At 62.6% G+C, this 15,675-nt stretch carries 14 protein-coding genes and 1 tRNA gene; 10 read left to right on the top strand and 5 right to left on the bottom strand.

Features of this window, described 5'->3' with window-relative positions; all coding sequences use genetic code 11:
• Positions 1–198 precede the first annotated feature (198 nt).
• From MESCI2_RS0119790 to MESCI2_RS0119780, 3 genes are read left to right on the top strand one after another with little or no spacing between them, the layout of a single operon-like run.
• Complete coding sequence (locus MESCI2_RS0119790; protein WP_027038087.1) at positions 199–2,148, top strand: PrkA family serine protein kinase; 1,950 nt, start codon at positions 199–201, stop codon at positions 2,146–2,148.
• Positions 2,149–2,165: 17 nt separating this feature from the next.
• Complete coding sequence (locus MESCI2_RS0119785) at positions 2,166–3,476, top strand: YeaH/YhbH family protein (RefSeq protein ID WP_027038086.1); 1,311 nt, start codon at positions 2,166–2,168, stop codon at positions 3,474–3,476.
• A gap of 9 nt (positions 3,477–3,485) precedes the next feature.
• Complete coding sequence (locus tag MESCI2_RS0119780; RefSeq protein ID WP_027038085.1) at positions 3,486–5,027, top strand: SpoVR family protein; 1,542 nt, start codon at positions 3,486–3,488, stop codon at positions 5,025–5,027.
• Positions 5,028–5,052: 25 nt separating this feature from the next.
• Here MESCI2_RS0119780 and MESCI2_RS0119775 read toward each other — a convergent pair whose 3' ends face one another.
• Genes MESCI2_RS0119775 through MESCI2_RS0119765 form a run of 3 tightly spaced genes read right to left on the bottom strand, consistent with a single transcriptional unit; the run spans position 5,053 to position 7,687 of the window.
• Positions 5,053–5,946 (bottom strand): HlyC/CorC family transporter, encoded by an 894-nt coding sequence (locus MESCI2_RS0119775; protein WP_027038084.1) that lies wholly within the window; start codon positions 5,944–5,946, stop codon positions 5,053–5,055.
• A complete protein-coding gene (gene aroB, locus MESCI2_RS0119770) occupies positions 5,943–7,079 on the bottom strand; it encodes a 3-dehydroquinate synthase (protein WP_027038083.1) in 1,137 nt (378 codons plus the stop codon). Before aroB ends, MESCI2_RS0119775 begins: the two co-directional genes overlap by 4 nt.
• On the bottom strand, positions 7,076–7,687 hold the full coding sequence (locus tag MESCI2_RS0119765) for a shikimate kinase (protein ID WP_027038082.1): 612 nt from the start codon (positions 7,685–7,687) through the stop codon (positions 7,076–7,078). The genes aroB and MESCI2_RS0119765 overlap by 4 nt, the downstream gene beginning before the upstream one ends.
• Before the next feature lie 210 nt (positions 7,688–7,897).
• On the opposite strand from MESCI2_RS0119765, the gene MESCI2_RS0119760 reads away from it, so the two are divergent.
• The 5 genes from MESCI2_RS0119760 (at position 7,898) to MESCI2_RS0119740 (ending at position 11,796) form a co-directional block, all read left to right on the top strand.
• A complete protein-coding gene (locus tag MESCI2_RS0119760; protein ID WP_013529356.1) occupies positions 7,898–8,050 on the top strand; it encodes a hypothetical protein in 153 nt (50 codons plus the stop codon).
• Positions 8,051–8,067: 17 nt separating this feature from the next.
• Positions 8,068–8,985, top strand: coding sequence for a site-specific tyrosine recombinase XerD (locus MESCI2_RS0119755; RefSeq protein ID WP_027038081.1), 918 nt, complete (start codon positions 8,068–8,070; stop codon positions 8,983–8,985).
• Between the two features lie 99 nt (positions 8,986–9,084).
• A complete protein-coding gene (locus tag MESCI2_RS0119750; RefSeq protein WP_027038080.1) occupies positions 9,085–10,035 on the top strand; it encodes an acetyl-CoA carboxylase carboxyltransferase subunit alpha in 951 nt (316 codons plus the stop codon).
• Positions 10,036–10,252: 217 nt separating this feature from the next.
• Positions 10,253–11,551, top strand: coding sequence for a L,D-transpeptidase family protein (locus tag MESCI2_RS0119745; RefSeq protein WP_013529353.1), 1,299 nt, complete (start codon positions 10,253–10,255; stop codon positions 11,549–11,551).
• 8 nt (positions 11,552–11,559) lie between these two features.
• On the top strand, positions 11,560–11,796 hold the full coding sequence (locus MESCI2_RS0119740; RefSeq protein WP_027038079.1) for a sulfurtransferase TusA family protein: 237 nt from the start codon (positions 11,560–11,562) through the stop codon (positions 11,794–11,796).
• A gap of 9 nt (positions 11,797–11,805) precedes the next feature.
• Here the strand turns inward: MESCI2_RS0119740 and MESCI2_RS0119735 are convergent, their stop codons facing one another.
• Positions 11,806–12,915 (bottom strand): CobW family GTP-binding protein, encoded by a 1,110-nt coding sequence (locus tag MESCI2_RS0119735; protein ID WP_027038078.1) that lies wholly within the window; start codon positions 12,913–12,915, stop codon positions 11,806–11,808.
• 3 nt (positions 12,916–12,918) lie between these two features.
• The gene (locus MESCI2_RS0119730) at positions 12,919–14,082 is read right to left on the bottom strand and encodes a D-alanyl-D-alanine carboxypeptidase family protein (protein WP_027038077.1); all 1,164 of its coding nucleotides are present in this window, start codon (positions 14,080–14,082) and stop codon (positions 12,919–12,921) included.
• A 214-nt stretch (positions 14,083–14,296) separates the two neighbouring features.
• On the opposite strand from MESCI2_RS0119730, the gene MESCI2_RS0119725 reads away from it, so the two are divergent.
• Together MESCI2_RS0119725 and MESCI2_RS0119720 are read left to right on the top strand one after the other, a co-directional pair.
• Positions 14,297–15,460, top strand: coding sequence for a M20 aminoacylase family protein (locus MESCI2_RS0119725; RefSeq protein ID WP_027038076.1), 1,164 nt, complete (start codon positions 14,297–14,299; stop codon positions 15,458–15,460).
• Between the two features lie 83 nt (positions 15,461–15,543).
• A tRNA-Arg gene (locus MESCI2_RS0119720) sits at positions 15,544–15,620 on the top strand.
• The last annotated feature ends 55 nt before the right edge of the window (positions 15,621–15,675 follow it).

Genomic DNA, 15,675 nt, shown 5'->3' with positions numbered 1-15,675 from the left:
CGTCCAGTCAGGGATTCGCAACACACCCGTACTCGCGCTGAATACCGCTCCGCAACGAGCGCCCTGATCGCGCGGAGTGGCCGCAAATCCTTATGATCGCGGCCACCTCTTCACATGAAGGGAACAAACGGTGCCCCCCGGCAGTTGAATGCAAGATGAGCCGAATGGACGCCACAGCGGCTCCGAGGGCAAAGCATCATGCGAGAGAACCAGTCTGACGTCTTCGATCTGTTTTCGGAAATTTACACCAACGCGGCACAGGAAGAGATCAGCATCCAGCAATATCTCCTTGCCTGCCGCGAGGACAAGTCGATGTATGCCTCGGCGCCTGAACGGATGGTCGAGGCGATCGGCGAGCCGACCTTGGTCGACACCAGCAAAGATGAACGGCTCGGCCGCATTTTCTCCAACCGGACCCTGAAAGTGTACCCCTCCTTTGCCGATTTCTATGGCATGGAGGACACAATCGAGCGGATTGCCGGCTATTTTCGCTATGCGTCCCAGGGGCTCGAGGAGCGCAAGCAAATCCTCTATCTGCTCGGCCCCGTGGGCGGCGGCAAATCCTCCCTTGCCGAGCGGCTGAAGAAGTTGATGGAACAGCGCCCAATCTACACGCTGAAGGTCGGCAACCAGGTCAGCCCGGTTTTCGAATCGCCGCTAGGCCTTTTCCACCCCGATCGCATGGGCGACCTGCTGGAGGATAAATACGGCATTGCCCGACGCCGGTTGAATGGGCTCATTTCGCCATGGGCGGCCAAGCGCCTCGACGAACTTTCCGGCGACATTTCCAAGTTCAGCGTCGTCAAGCTGATGCCGTCGCGGCTGCGCCAGATCGGCATCGCCAAGACCGAGCCCGGCGACGAGAACAATCAGGACGTTTCGGCCCTGGTCGGCAAGGTGGACATCCGACAATTGGAAAACTTCAGCCAATCCGATCCGGACGCCTATTCCTATAGTGGCGGACTGAACCGGACCACCCAGGGCCTGCTTGAATTCGTCGAGATGTTCAAGGCGCCTATCAAGGTCCTGCATCCGCTGCTGACCGCTACCCAGGAAGGCAGCTACAACGGTACCGAAAATTTCGGCGCCTTTCCCTATCAGGGGATCATCGTGGCCCATTCCAACGAGTCGGAATGGCTGCAGTTCAAGAACAACAAGAACAATGAGGCTTTTCTCGATCGCATCCTCGTGGTCAAGGTGCCGTATTGCCTGCGGATAACCGAAGAGCGGCAAATCTACGAGAAACTGCTGCGGGAGAGCGAATTGGCCGCCAGTCCCTGCGCTCCCGAGGTCCTCGACATCCTCAGCCGGTTTACCGTCTCGACCCGCTTGGCCGAGCACGACAATTCGCCGCTCTACACCAAGATGCGCGCCTATGATGGCGAGAACCTCAGGGAGGTCGACCCCAAGGCAAAGTCGGTTCAGGAATATCGGGACGCCGCCGGCGTCGATGAGGGCATGGCAGGCGTCAGCACGCGCTTTGCCTTCAAGATCCTGTCGCAGACCTTCAACTATGACACCAATGAGGTGGCCGCCGACCCCGTGCACCTCATGTACATCCTGGAGGAGGCAATCAAGCGCGAACAGTTTCCGAAGGAGACGGAAGCCGCCTATCTGGAGTTCATCAAGTCCGAACTGGCCGCGCGGTATGCCGAATTCATCGGTCATGAGATCCAGAAAGCCTATCTGGAATCCTACAGCGAGTACGGCCAGAATCTTTTCGACCGCTACATCGCCTACGCCGACGCCTGGATCGAGGACCAGGACTACAAGGATCCCGACACTGGCCAGATCCTCAACCGCGAGGTTTTGGACAACGAGCTTTCGCAGGTCGAAAAACCGGCCGGCATCGCCAATCCCAAGGACTTCCGCAATGAAGTGGTGAAATTCACGCTGCGCGCCCGTGCAAGAAACCATGGCCGCAACCCGGCGTGGACAAGTTACGAAAAGCTGCGGGAAGTCATCGAGAAACGCATGTTCGGCCAGGTCGAGGACCTCCTGCCGGTGATCAGTTTCGGCTCCAAGCAGGACAGCGTCACGGAAAAGCGGCACCATGAATTCGTGCAGCGGATGGTCGAGCGCGGCTACACCGAGCGGCAAGTTCGTCGCCTTGTGGACTGGTACATGCGGGTGAACAGGGCGGGTTAGAGAACCCGGATGGTTCCATGCCGATCTTCATCGACCGTCGCCTGAACCCGAAAGACAAGAGCCTCGGCAATCGCCAGCGCTTCCTCCGACGCGCGCGCGAGGAATTGAAACGCAGCATACGCGACCAGATCCGCACCGGCAGGATCGCCGACGCTGATGCCGAGCACGCCGTGCGCATGCCCGAAAGAGGCACAAGCGAGCCGAGCTTCAACAACGCCCGCGACAGCGGCAGGCGCCAGCACATCTTGCCGGGCAACAGGCATTTCTCCGCTGGAGACCTGATCCCCAAGCCCGGCGGGGGCGGCGGGGGAGCATCGTCCCCGGGAAACAAGGCATCGGAAGACGACTTTCGTTTCGTGCTGTCGCGCGAGGAAGTGCTCGATCTTTTCTTCGAGGATCTTGAACTCCCCGACATGGTCAAGCTCAACCTCAAGGAGATCCTTGCCTTCAAGCCGCGCAGGGCGGGCTTTGCCGCCGCCGGTTCGCCGACCAACATCAATGTCGGCCGCACGATGCGCAACAGCCACGGCCGCCGCATTGCGCTGAGGCGCCCCAAGCAGGTCGAACTGGATGCGATCCTCGAGGAAATCGCCTCGCTCGAAGAGGCGCCATCCAGCGCCGACGCGCGCCAGCGTATCGCGGCATTGCGCGAAGAGCTTGACCGGCTGGAACGACGCCGCCGCCGGATTGCCTATGTCGATCCGGTTGACATCCGCTTCAACCGCTTCGATTCCCGGCCAGTGCCGAACGCCAATGCCGTCATGTTCTGTCTGATGGACGTGTCCGGGTCCATGGGCGAGCGCGAGAAGGATCTGGCCAAGCGCTTCTTCGTCTTGCTGCACCTGTTCTTGAAACGGCGCTACGACCGCATCGAGATTGTCTTCATCCGCCACACGCACCTGGCTCAGGAGGTCGACGAGGAAACATTTTTCTACAACACCCAAAGCGGCGGCACTGTCGTTTCCACCGCGCTGGAGGAAATGCACCGTATTATCGCCAGCCGCTACCCGGCCCACGACTGGAACATCTATGCCGCCCAAGCCTCGGACGGCGACAATTTCGCCGGCGATTCGGAGCGATGCATTTCGCTTCTCAACGGCGAGCTCATGCGGCTGTGCCAGTATTTTGCCTATGTCGAGATCATCGACGAGCGTGAAGCCCATATTTTCGGCTCGACCGAAAACGGGACATCGCTGTGGCGTGCCTATAACGCCATCGACCAGAAATGGCCGAACTTCCAGATGAGCCGCATCGCCACGCCCGCCGATATATATCCGGTCTTTCGCCAGCTCTTCGGCAGGCAGCCGGCCTCCCTCAAGAGAGCGTGAGGGTTCCCGATGGTCAGACAAGCCAGCAAATCCAGCCTGCTTTTTTCAGGGTCCGACTGGGATTTCAAAACATTGTCGCGGGCCTATGACGCGATCGAGGCACTTGCGGTCGAAGAGCTTCATCTGGACACCTATCCCGTTCAGATGGAGATCATCTCCTCGCAACAGATGCTCGACGCCTATTCGTCCATCGGCATGCCATTGATGTACCGTCACTGGTCTTTCGGCAAACATTTCCTTCACCAGGATCTGCTCTATCGCAAGGGCGGGCGAGGGCTTGCCTATGAACTGGTCATCAATTCCAATCCCTGCATCGTCTATCTGATGGAGGAAAACACCATGGCCCTGCAGGCCTTGGTGACGGCCCATGCAGCGCTCGGGCACAATCATTTCTTCAAGAACAATCAGCTGTTCAAACAGTGGACGGATGCGGGTGCGATCCTCGGCTACCTGGACTTCGCCAAGGGCTACATAGTCCGTTGCGAGGAGCGGCATGGCCTCGCCGCCGTCGAGGCTGTTCTCGATTCCGCCCACGCGCTGATGGATCAGGGCGTGTTTCGCTATCACCGGCCGCCGAGGCTGTCGTCGGAACGGCAACGCGAAGGAATTCGCGAGCGTCTCGAATACGAGGAGCGCTCCTACAACGACTTGTGGCGTACGTTGCCGCCTTCGCAGCAAGCGGCCAACGACAAGGGCCAGGACCCGGAGCGGAAGAAATCGCTCAACCTGCCTGAGGAAAACCTGCTTTATTTCCTCGAAAAGAACAGCCCGGTCCTGGAGCCCTGGCAGCGTGAGATCATCAGGATCGTTCGTGTCATCGCGCAATATTTTTATCCGCAACGGCAAACACAGGTGATGAACGAAGGCTGTGCCACTTTCGTGCACTATACGCTGATGAACATGCTGTTCGACCGCGGCCAGATCAGCGAAGGCGCCATGCTCGAGATCCTGCGCAATCATTCCAACGTGGTCTTCCAGCCGGCCTTCGACGATCCGCGTTTTTCAGGCATCAACCCCTATGCTCTCGGCCTCGACATGATGCAGGACATTCAGCGCATCTCGACCAAACCCACCGCCGAGGACCGCGATTGGTTCCCCGACATCGCCGGCCTGGGCAACTGGCGCGAGGTGCTGCTGGACGCCTGGGCCGAGCATCGCGACGAATCCTTCATCCGCCAGTATCTCAGTCCGGCCTTGATCCGGAAATGGCGGTTTTTCGTGCTCGGCGACGCTGCCGACCAGCCGCATTGCCTGGTCGCGTCCATCCACGACGAGCGCGGCTACGCCAAGATACGCGCCACGCTCGCCAACAGTTATGATCTCGGCGCGAACCGGCCGGACATTCAGGTGGTGGATGTCGATCTGCTCGGCGACCGCCATTTGCGGCTGCAGCATAAGGTCAATGACGGCATCCTTCTCGAGGATGCCAGCCGCGACGCCACGCTTCGTCACATCCGCAGGCTTTGGGGTTATGAAGTCAGCCTGGCAGCCGTGGATGCCGAGACCGGCGCGACGATCCACGAACGCTCGACGAGCCAGACCGCGGGATGACGACACCCCGGTCTCCCGGCGCGCATCAGGCGTCGCCGGCTGGCCTGATCCTCAACCTTGCGATCCGGTTCTTGTCACGTTTCATGACGATGAAGCGCTTGCCGTGGAATGTGAAAGCCTGCTTCTCCTCGGGGATGGATTGCGTCTCGTGGATGACGAGGCCGGCAATGGTGGTGGCCTCCTCGTCCGGCAGGTTCCAGTCGAGAGCCCGGTTGAGGTCACGGATCGGCACGGTGCCGTCGACGACGACGGAGCCGTCGGCCTCCTGCTTGACGCCCTGTATGTCGACATCATGCTCGTCGGCGATCTCGCCGACGATCTCCTCGATAATGTCCTCCAGCGTCACCAGCCCTTCGACCTCGCCATACTCGTCGACGACGACGGCGAAATGCGCCTTGCGGCGCAGGAAGGCATTGAGCTGTTCCTGCAAGGTCGTGGTGTCGGGCACGAACCAGGGTTTCGAGGCGATCTTCATCACGTCGATCCGGGAGAAATCGTTGCCGACTTCATTCAAGGCGCGCAACAGATCCTTTGCATGCAGCACGCCGACGATGTTGTCGAGCGAGCCTTTCCACAGCGGCATGCGGGTGTGCGGACTTTGCAGGATCTCGCGCACCACGGCTTCCGGCGCATTGTCGGCATTGACCGAGCGCATGTTGGTGCGGTGGACCATGATGTCGGAGACTTCGAGCTCGGCGAGATCGAACAGGCCGCCGACGCGGTCGCGATCCTCGCGCACCACCTGGCCGTCGCGGCGGAAATCGTCGACCGCACCGCGCAATTCGTCTTGGCTGGAACGCTGCGGCTCGATGTGCGAAAGCTCGTATCCGAACAGGGCAAGCAGGCGCGTGCGCACGGCAACAAGCAGCACGATGAGGATGGCAAGGACGGCGACGACGATCCAGCCGGGCTCGTTCATCTCCGGTCGCTTTCCTTTGGGTGGTTCTCCCTCAGAAACGACAGCACTTCCGATGCCGGAACATCCTTGGCGATGAAGGCCTGGCCGATGCCGCGCGTCAGGATGAAAGTCAGCGCGCCGCGCGACACCTTCTTATCCTGGGTGATGAAGGCCAGCAGCGCCTCGGCGTCAGGCAAATCGCCTGATATGTCGGCCATCCGCCAGGGCAGGCCGACGGCGCGCAGATGCGCCTCGACGCGCGCGGCATCGTCGGGGCTGGCCAGATTGAGTCGCGACGAGAACCGGTACGCCAGCGCCATGCCTATGGCGACCCCCTCGCCGTGAACGAGGCGGGTTCCGTCATACTGGGTGGCGGCTTCCAGGGCGTGGCCGAATGTGTGGCCGAGATTGAGCAGCGCGCGGTCGCCGGTCTCGAACTCGTCGCGGGCAACGACGTCGGCCTTGGCGCGGCAGGCTTCGGCAATCGCCTGCGCCCTCTCCGGCCCGCCGGCAAAAACCTGGACCCAATTCTTTTCCAGCCAGGCGAAAAATTCCGGCCGGTCGATGAGCCCGTATTTGGCGAGTTCGGCATAGCCAGCGCGGAATTCGCGGATCGGCAGCGTGTCGAGCACCCCGGTGTCGGCCAACACCAGTTTCGGCTGATGGAAGACGCCGACAAGGTTCTTGCCGCGTGGGCTGTTGATACCGGTCTTGCCGCCGACTGAGGAATCGACCTGCGCCAGCAGCGAGGTCGGGATCTGCACGAAATTCATCCCGCGCCGCACGATGCCGGCGGCAAAGCCGGCAAGGTCGCCGATAACGCCGCCGCCGAAGGCGATGACGATGTCGCCGCGCTCCAGTTTCGCAGCCAGCACACCGTCGACCGCCTCTTCGAGATGAGTAAAACTCTTGGTCTTCTCGCCGGGCGGCAACGTGATCACGGCGGTCTGGATGCCGCCCGTTTCGAGGCTGGCCTGAAGGGCAGCGAGATGCGCCGCCGCGACATTGGCGTCGGTGACGACCGCGGCGCGCGTGCCCGGTAGCCGGCGCGCAATCTCCGCACCCGCGCGGGCCAACAATCCCGAGCCGATCAGAATGTCATAGGTCCGGTCGCCAAGGCCGACTTCGACGACAACGGGTGCCTCGATGCTCACTGTTCCACCTCGCCCGTCGCCGCCGCCTCATCGATACCGAAATGCCGGCACAGCGCGTCCACCACCTCGGTCGCGATGACTTCCTTGCGGTCGTCGCGGGTCGGCACGGTGACATCGGATGTCGCGTAGACCGGATAGCGCTCGCCCATCAGCCGCTCCAGCACGGCGCGCGGGTCGGCGCTTTTCAGGAGCGGCCGGTTCTGTTTCTTGGAAACGCGGTCCATCAGAAGATCGAGTTCGGCCTTCAGCCACACCGACACGCCCTGCGCTGCGATCGCCTCGCGCGTCTGCGCATTCATGAAGGCACCGCCGCCGGTCGACAGCACCTGCGGGCCGTTTTCCAGCACGCGCAGGATGACGCGCTGCTCCAGCGCCCGGAATTCGGTCTCGCCGTAGCGCTCGAACAGCTCCGGAACGGTCATGCGCGAGACGCTTTCGATCTCCTGGTCGCTGTCTATGAAGGGCAGAGCCAGCATCGTCGCCACCTTGCGGCCGATCGCCGTCTTGCCGGCACCCATCAATCCGACGAAGACGACGGAACGGCTGCCCAGCCGGCCAAGCAACGCGGCGTGGGTCTCGTCTGGAGGATTTGCTGGCAGCGCGTTCATCGGATGTTTCGAAGGCCCTCTTTGCCGGCGTATCGACATGAAAAGCCCGTTTGCGTCAAGCGTGGCAAGCGCCTTGAACCCGATATGGACCGGCAGGGTCTGCATCAGAAGATGCTAACAGGCCTCCGCTTCTTCCTTGAATTGGCCGGATTGGCGTCCCATAAGGGGACAGGGTTTGGAAACGCAGAACAAGAAGACGGGCGAAAATTGATGCCGACACTGTTTCGCTTTGTCGTGGTAACAGCGATTCTGGCTGGCATTGCCTATGGTACGATGTTCGCACTGGTGATGTTCGTCGAGCCAAAGAAGGGGGAAATGAGCGTGCGCATCCCTCCGGAAAAGCTCAATCCCAAGAAAAGCTAAATGACAAGACAGGCTGAATGAACAGCGCCGCCCGCATCGAAGCCTTTCTGGAAATGATGAGCGCCGAGCGGGGCGCGGCCGAAAACACGCTTTCCTCCTACCGCCGCGACCTCGAGGACGCTTCCGGCGCGATCGTTGGCGGGCTGGCCGGTGCCGCCGCCGCCGATATCCGCGCCTATCTCGACGACATTGCCGCCCGCGGCTTTGCCGCCACGTCGCAGGCGCGCAAGCTGTCGGCGATCCGCCAGTTCTTCAAATTCCTCTACGCCGAAGGCCTGCGCGCCGATGACCCGACCGGCACGCTGGACAGCCCGAGAAAGGGCCGCCCGCTGCCCAAGACGATGAGCGAGGCCGACACCGGCCGGCTGATCGACCGTGCGGCGCTTGAGGCCGGCGATGTCTCGTCGGGAGATGGGGACAGTCTGGCATCACTGCGCCTGCATGCGCTGGTCGAGGTGCTTTACGCCACCGGCCTGCGCGTTTCCGAGCTGGTCGGCCTGCCGGTCACGGTGGCGCAGCGCGACGACCGTTTCTTCATGGTGCGCGGCAAGGGCGACAAGGAGCGCATGGTGCCGCTGTCCGCCAAGGCACGCGCGGCGATGAAGACCTGGCTTGCCGCCCGTGCCAGGGTGCCCGCCTTTGCCGACAGTCCGTTCCTGTTTCCGGCCGCTTCCGACAGCGGCTATCTCTCGCGCCAGGTCTTCGCGCGTGACCTGAAAGGGCTGGCGGCAAGGGCCGGCATCGCCTCGGCGAAGATCTCGCCGCACGTGCTGCGCCATGCTTTCGCCAGCCATCTCCTGCAGAACGGCGCCGATCTGCGGGCCGTGCAGCAATTGCTTGGCCATGCCGACATATCGACGACACAGATTTACACCCATGTGCTGGAAGAGCGGCTGGTGCGGCTGGTCAACGATCATCATCCGCTTGCCGACTAGGCCTCATATCGCTATGTGAGGACGACATTTCACCGCCCGGAGCCTTGGATTCAAGGGTTCCGTCAGCCACTGCCTTCCGACGTATCGGTCCGCTCAAGCATGTATAATTACCTCGATTTCGAAAAGCCGGTGCAGGACCTCGAGGGCAAGATCCTCGAGCTGAAGAAGCTTGCCGAGAATGGCGAGGCGGTCGATGTCGGTGACGAGATCAGCCGTCTCGAGAAGCGCTCCCGCGACGCGCTGCGCGACGCCTACAAGGCGCTGACGCCGTGGCAGAAGGTGCAGGTGGCGCGTCATCCCGACAGGCCGCATTGCGTCGACTACATCAAGGGCCTGTTCACCGATTTCACGCCGCTGGCCGGCGACCGCAATTTCGGTGAGGACCAGGCGATCGTCGGCGGTTTCGCGCGTTTCCGCGGCGAACCCATTGCCATCATCGGCCAGGAAAAAGGTTCCGACACAGCCAGCCGCCTGAAACACAATTTCGGATCGGTTCGCCCGGAGGGCTACCGCAAGGCGGTACGGCTGATGGAACTGGCCGACCGCTTCAAGATCCCGCTGCTGACACTGGTCGACACGGCCGGCGCCTATCCCGGTGTCAATGCCGAGGAGCGCGGCCAGGCGGAGGCTATCGCCCGTTCAACCTCGACCTGTCTCGGCCTGAAAGTACCGTCGATCTCGGTGGTCATCGGCGAAGGTGGTTCGGGCGGCGCCATTGCCATCGCCACCGCCAACCGCGTCTACATGCTCGAACACGCCATCTATTCGGTGATTTCGCCGGAAGGTGCCGCCTCGATCCTGTGGCGCGACACGACGCGATCGAAGGACGCGGCGACCAACATGAAGATCACCGCGCAGGATCTTTTCGAACTGAAGATCATCGACGCCATCATCCCCGAGCCGCTCGGCGGTGCGCATCGCGGCGCCGAAACCGTGATCGCCGCGACCGGAGACCTCATCGCCAGGACGATGAAGGACTTTGCCGGCGCCAACACCGATTTCCGCGAGCAGCGCCGCGAAAAATACCTGGCCATGGGCCGCAGTCTCTGACCACAGGCAGCCTTGGCCGCCATAATGTGGCGGGGCGGAGCATTTTTGCCACAAAAATGCCGCTGCATTCGGCTCAATGAGACTGCCGCAGGGGGATGCGTCGGCACTTGCGGTAAGGAATTTATTAGGGTTAACGGGCTTAGGGTCCGTCGATGCGCAGTGTAGCAGCCGGGGCAGGAAACGTCCTGGCGCCAGAGAAAAGACGATATCCGCAGCCATGTTTGTCAAGCTTGCCCGCACCGGAATCCTGATCGCTGCCCTCGGCGTTGCCGGGTGCAACAATTCGTCGATGAAGGATTTTGCCCCGGAGGCCAACAAGCCGCTGCCCGACAAGATCCTCGCCGACATGAGAGCCAAGGGCATGGTCCGCACCTCGTCGGTGATGGCCCGCATCTTCAAGGAAGAGGGCAAGCTCGAGATCTGGAAGGCCAAGACCAACGGCCGCTATGACATGGTCGCCAGCTACGACATCTGCAAATGGTCGGGCAAGCTCGGGCCGAAATACACCGAAGGCGACCGCCAGGCGCCGGAAGGCTTCTACACGGTGCGCCCGGCGCAGATGAATCCGCGCTCCAACTACCACCTGTCCTTCAACATCGGCTATCCCAACGCCTATGACCGCGCCAACGGCCGCACCGGCTCCAATCTGATGGTGCACGGCGCCTGCTCGTCGTCGGGCTGCTATTCGATGACCGATGCGCAGATCGAGCAGATCTATGCCTTCGGCCGCGATGCTTTCCAGGGCGGCCAGACCGAGTTCCAGATCCAGGCGTTTCCCTTCCGCATGACCGCCGCCAATATGGCCCGCTACCGCAACGATCCGAATTACGATTTCTGGAAGATGCTGAAGGTCGGCTACGACAATTTCGAGATCACCAAGGTGCCGCCGAAGGTCGATGTCTGCGAGAAGCGTTATGTCTTCAACCAGGTTGCCGCCGACGGTCAGACATTCGATCCGACCGGCGCCTGCCCGGCGACCACGCAACCTGATTCGCTGAAGAGCGCCTACAATTCCTACATGAGCACCTACGACGCGGCGTTCAGCGGCGCGGTCAAGGCCAGCGTGCCAGCGCCCAAGCCGACCATTGCCGGTATCAAGGAAGCCAGCATCGTCTCCGACTGGTCAAAGCGCCGCGCACGCGGCGAACGCGTGCCGATCGATCCGCCGTCGCTCAACAATGACGGCTCGGTCACCGAGACGGCGCGCATGGGCCGCATCGATTCGCCCGCCGGCCGCAAGATGGCTGCCCTCGACGCGGAAAAAGCCGCCAAGCAGAAGGCCGAGGAGCAGAGGCTGGCTGCCATAGAGGCGGCCAAGCAAGCCAAGGAAGCCGCCAAGGCCCAGGCTCTGGCTGAAAAGGAGGCCGAAAAGGCCGCCAAGGAAGCCCCTGTCGCCACCGCGACCATCGCGGCCCCTTCGGAAGCGGCGCCGATGGCCGAAACGCAGGCGGCGAGCGCCGACGAAAGCCGGGTGACGAAGCTGAAGAACAAGCTGCTCGGCATGTTCGGCGGTTGATACCACCCGTGGCTGACCGCGCCGCTATTTATGACCTCAAGGGACTGAACTGCCCCTTGCCCGTGCTCAAGGCCAAGAAGCGCCTGGCCGGCATGCAGCCGGGCAGCCGGCTGTGGCTGGAGACCACCGACCCGCTCGCCGTCATCGACATTCCGGCATTCTGCTCCGAGAGCGGCCACCAGTTGATTGAAACGGCGGCGATCTCCGGCGGTCATCGCTTCCTGGTCGAGCGCGGCGCGCCGTAATCGTGGGAGCTACCGCCCGGCAATGGCCAGCGGGTTGTTTTCCAGCGCCGCGCGGTCGGGCGTGTCGATCGACGGCCGGTTGGTGAAGGCGGCGAACAGCCTGCGGATATAATCTTCGGGCATATCGAGCGTGATCAGCACCAGCCGTGTGCCGCGCTGGCCATCCGGCCAGGACGGCAGTTGCACCGGTGGATGCAGGATTTTCTGCACGCCATGGATCACCAAAGGCCGCGACGGGTCTTCACTGAGCTCGATGACGCCCTTCATGCGCAGCAGGCGCTCGCCATGCGTCGAGCGCAGCAGGTCGAGGAACATCTCGATCGCTGAAAACGGCACCGGGCCGTCATGCACCAGCGAATAGGAGCGCACGCGCTGATCGTGACGATGCCCGTGGTCATGGCCATGCTCGTGGTCATGGCCATCATGATGGTGATGATCATGAGCGGCTTCCTCGCCCAGCCAGCGCCGCACATCGGCGGATTTGGTTGCCGGGTTGTAGAGGCCGCAGTCGAACAGCGCCGCCACGCCTGTCTCCGTGTCGCCGGCATCGAGCAGTTCGGCGCCCGGATTGATCTGCCGCAGGCGCGCCCGCAGCATTTCCAACTCATTGGGATCGGCGACCAGATCGGCTTTGCTGAGCACGATGCGATCGGCGACGGCAGCCTGCTTGACCGCCTCGACATGGGCGTCGAGCGTGGCGTTGCCGTTGACAGCATCGACCAGCGTGATGACGCCGTCGAGCCGGAAGGCCTGGATCAGCGCCGGATGCGCCATGATCGACTGCAGCACCGGCGCCGGGTCGGCAAGGCCGGTGGTCTCGACGATGACGCGGGCAAGACGGGCGATGCGGCCGGTCTGCAGCCGATCGACCAGGTCGGCCAGCGTATCGACCAGTTCGCCGCGCACCGTGCAGCACAGGCAGCCGTCCGACAGCTGGATGATGCCGTCGGAAGACTGCTCGACCAGCAGATGGTCGATCGCCACCTCGCCGAACTCGTTGATGATTACCGCCGTGTCGGCCAGCGCCGGATCCTTGAGCAGCCGGTTGAGCAGCGTCGTCTTGCCGGCGCCGAGGAAGCCGGTCAGCACCGAGACTGGGATCGGGAAGCCGCTGCCCATTGGCTAGTTCGCAACCTTGACCGGCTGGTCGCCCTGCGCGGCGGAGCCGGCAATCTTCGGGCCTGCGCCGGCCGGTGCCGGCCTGTCGGGCCGCCAGCTCGGGATCGGCACATCGGCATATTCCTGGGCGCCCCGGTCGAGGATGGCCTTCGGCGCCGGACCGGTGGCGCCGCCAAGGCCGACGGCAACCAGCGTCGGCACATGGTCGAGCTTTTCCTGATAGGGCGATTTCGGCACATCTTTGGCGACGACCGGCGGCGCCTCGGACTGCTCCTGCGGCGTCTTCTTCTTGCAGACCTCGTCCTTCATGTCGTTGGGCGAGACCGTATCGCCATAGGGCGCCAGCGTGGTGACGGTGGCCGAGCCGGCGGCAGGCGCGTCAAAACCCTGATCGAGCAGTTTTGCCGCGGTCTCGGCACGTGTGACCGCCGATTTCTCGCCGAGCACAACCGCGACCAGCGTGCGCCCGTTGCGCGTCGCCGAACCGATCATGTTGAAGCCCGAGGGGCAGACAAAGCCGGTCTTCATGCCATCGGCGCCGGGATAACGGCCAATCAAGAGATTGTAGTTGGGAATAGCCTTCTTGCCGACGGCAAGGCCCTCGATCGAGAACCACGGCGCATATTGCGGAAATTCGCGGCGGATCGCCATCACCAGCACGGCGAGGTCGCGCGCCGTCGTGTACTGATCCGGCGAATAGAGCCCGTTCGGATTGACGAAATGCGTGCCGTTCATGCCGAGCCGGGTCGCTTCGGCGTTCATCCGGTCGGCAAAGGCCGCCTGGGAGCCGCCGACATTTTCGCCCACCGCCATGGCGATGTCGTTGGCCGATTTGACCAGCATCATCTTCAGTGCGTTGTCGAGCCGCATCACCGAGCCCGGCTTGAAGCCCATCTTGCTTGGCGGCTCGGCGGCGGAGTGTTTGGTCACCTTGATCGGCGAATCAAGCTGCACCTCGCCGGCGGCGATCGCCCGAAAGGTGACATAAGCGGTCATCAGCTTGCTCAGCGATGCCGGATACCAGCGCTTGAACGCATCCTGATGTTGCAGGATCTTGCCGCTGTTCAAGTCGAACACGACCACCGGATTGGCCAGCGCCGGCCCGGCCGCGACCGATAGCGCGATTGTGCCAGCCGAGAATAGTTTGAGGAAATGCCTGTACCGCATGATCAAATCCGAAATCGCCTCTTGCCGTAGTCGCCCCTGGCTCCGTAAGATTTCGTTACGCGATCGCCAGCATATGGTCCGACCCTCAAAAAACCGGACCCCATTGTTGCGGTGCTATTTACTCTATGTGACGCCAAGATGGCAAAGTGCCTGGCGATCACAATTGCAAGGCAGCGGCCAATACCGCCTGTCCCAACAGCGAGATGGAACCATCATGCCAATCCTGAACCGTGCCGCCGAAATGCAGGACGAAGTTGCCGGCTGGCGCCAGCATCTGCACCAGACGCCAGAACTGAACTTCGACGTCTTCAAGACCGCCGCCTTCGTCACCGAGAAGCTGAAGGCTTTCGGCTGTGACGATGTGGTCACCGGCCTCGGCAAGACCGGCGTCGTCGGCGTTATCCGCGGCCGGCAGGGCGAAGGCCCGACCATCGGCCTGCGCGCCGACATGGACGCGCTGCCGCTCAACGAGATCACAGGCAAGTCCTACGCCTCGACCATTCCCGGCAAGATGCACGCCTGCGGCCATGACGGCCACACGGCGATGCTGCTTGGTGCCGCGAAATACCTCGCCGAGACGCGCAACTTCACCGGCTCGGTGGCGGTGATCTTCCAACCGGCCGAAGAGGGCGGCGGCGGCGGCAACGAGATGGTCAAGGACGGCATGATGGAGCGTTTCGACATCTCCAGGGTGTTCGGCATGCACAACATGCCGGGCCTGCCTGTCGGGCAGTTCGCCATTCGCCCGGGCCCGATCATGGCGGCGACCGCCGAGTTCACCATCACCGTGCGCGGCAAGGGCGGCCACGCGGCGATGCCGCACGGCACGATCGACCCGATCGTCATCACCAGCCAGCTGGTCGGCGCCTTGCAGACGATCGCCTCGCGCAGCACCGATCCGGTCGAGGCCGTGGTGGTGTCGGTGACCAAGTTCCACGCCGGCGACGCCTACAACATCATCCCGGAGATGGCGGAAATCGCCGGCACCGTGCGCACCTTGCGCAAGGAAATCGCCAAGAAGTCCGAAGAGCGCATCCGCACCATATGCGACGGCCTGGCGACCGCGTTCGGCGCCAGGATCGAGGTCGACTACCAGGCGAATTACCCCGTGACCTTCAACCACGCGGAAGAGACGGTGTTTGCCGGCGATGTCGCGATGAGTGTCGCCGGCGACGCCCATGTCCACCGCGGCATCCAGCCGGTGATGGGCGGCGAGGATTTTTCCTACATGCTCGAAGCCCGCCCCGGCGCCTTCATCTTCATCGGCAATGGCGACACCGCCGGTCTCCACAACCCGGCCTACGACTTCAACGACGAGGTCATCCCGCACGGCATGAGCTACTGGGTGAAACTGGCGGAAACGGCCCTGGCCGCCTGACGGCGGCAGCGCAAAGCCGGCCGAATTGCCTTCGGCCGGCCTCTTGGCGAAACGATCCGAAGCGGCTATGTGTCTGGCCGCGTGGTCCCGTAGCTCAGTAGGATAGAGCGGCAGATTCCTAATCTGTAGGTCACAGGTTCGATTCCTGTCGGGATCACCATGCTTTTCAAAGACTTGGTGAATTAGGGCCGTAGTTTTTGGCCCTTGGCGTGGCG

The organism is Mesorhizobium ciceri WSM4083, assembly GCF_000519305.1.
GTDB classification, from domain to species: Bacteria; Pseudomonadota; Alphaproteobacteria; order Rhizobiales; family Rhizobiaceae; genus Mesorhizobium; species Mesorhizobium ciceri_B.
The sequence above is the reverse complement of the archived record's forward strand: the minus strand, read 5'-3'. Positions and strand labels throughout refer to the sequence as shown.

What these genes read in the sequence shown, in the direction of transcription:
- MESCI2_RS0119790 (WP_027038087.1), top strand. Translation starts at nt 199, where the DNA reads ATGCGAGAGAACCAGTCTGACGTCTTCGATCTGTTTTCGGAAATTTAC.
- MESCI2_RS0119785 (WP_027038086.1), top strand. Translation starts at nt 2,166, where the DNA reads ATGCCGATCTTCATCGACCGTCGCCTGAACCCGAAAGACAAGAGCCTC.
- MESCI2_RS0119780 (WP_027038085.1), top strand. Translation starts at nt 3,486, where the DNA reads ATGGTCAGACAAGCCAGCAAATCCAGCCTGCTTTTTTCAGGGTCCGAC.
- MESCI2_RS0119775 (WP_027038084.1), bottom strand. Translation starts at nt 5,946, where the DNA reads ATGAACGAGCCCGGCTGGATCGTCGTCGCCGTCCTTGCCATCCTCATC.
- MESCI2_RS0119765 (WP_027038082.1), bottom strand. Translation starts at nt 7,687, where the DNA reads ATGAACGCGCTGCCAGCAAATCCTCCAGACGAGACCCACGCCGCGTTG.
- MESCI2_RS0119760 (WP_013529356.1), top strand. Translation starts at nt 7,898, where the DNA reads ATGCCGACACTGTTTCGCTTTGTCGTGGTAACAGCGATTCTGGCTGGC.
- MESCI2_RS0119755 (WP_027038081.1), top strand. Translation starts at nt 8,068, where the DNA reads ATGAACAGCGCCGCCCGCATCGAAGCCTTTCTGGAAATGATGAGCGCC.
- MESCI2_RS0119750 (WP_027038080.1), top strand. Translation starts at nt 9,085, where the DNA reads ATGTATAATTACCTCGATTTCGAAAAGCCGGTGCAGGACCTCGAGGGC.
- MESCI2_RS0119745 (WP_013529353.1), top strand. Translation starts at nt 10,253, where the DNA reads ATGTTTGTCAAGCTTGCCCGCACCGGAATCCTGATCGCTGCCCTCGGC.
- MESCI2_RS0119735 (WP_027038078.1), bottom strand. Translation starts at nt 12,915, where the DNA reads ATGGGCAGCGGCTTCCCGATCCCAGTCTCGGTGCTGACCGGCTTCCTC.
- MESCI2_RS0119730 (WP_027038077.1), bottom strand. Translation starts at nt 14,082, where the DNA reads ATGCGGTACAGGCATTTCCTCAAACTATTCTCGGCTGGCACAATCGCG.
- MESCI2_RS0119725 (WP_027038076.1), top strand. Translation starts at nt 14,297, where the DNA reads ATGCCAATCCTGAACCGTGCCGCCGAAATGCAGGACGAAGTTGCCGGC.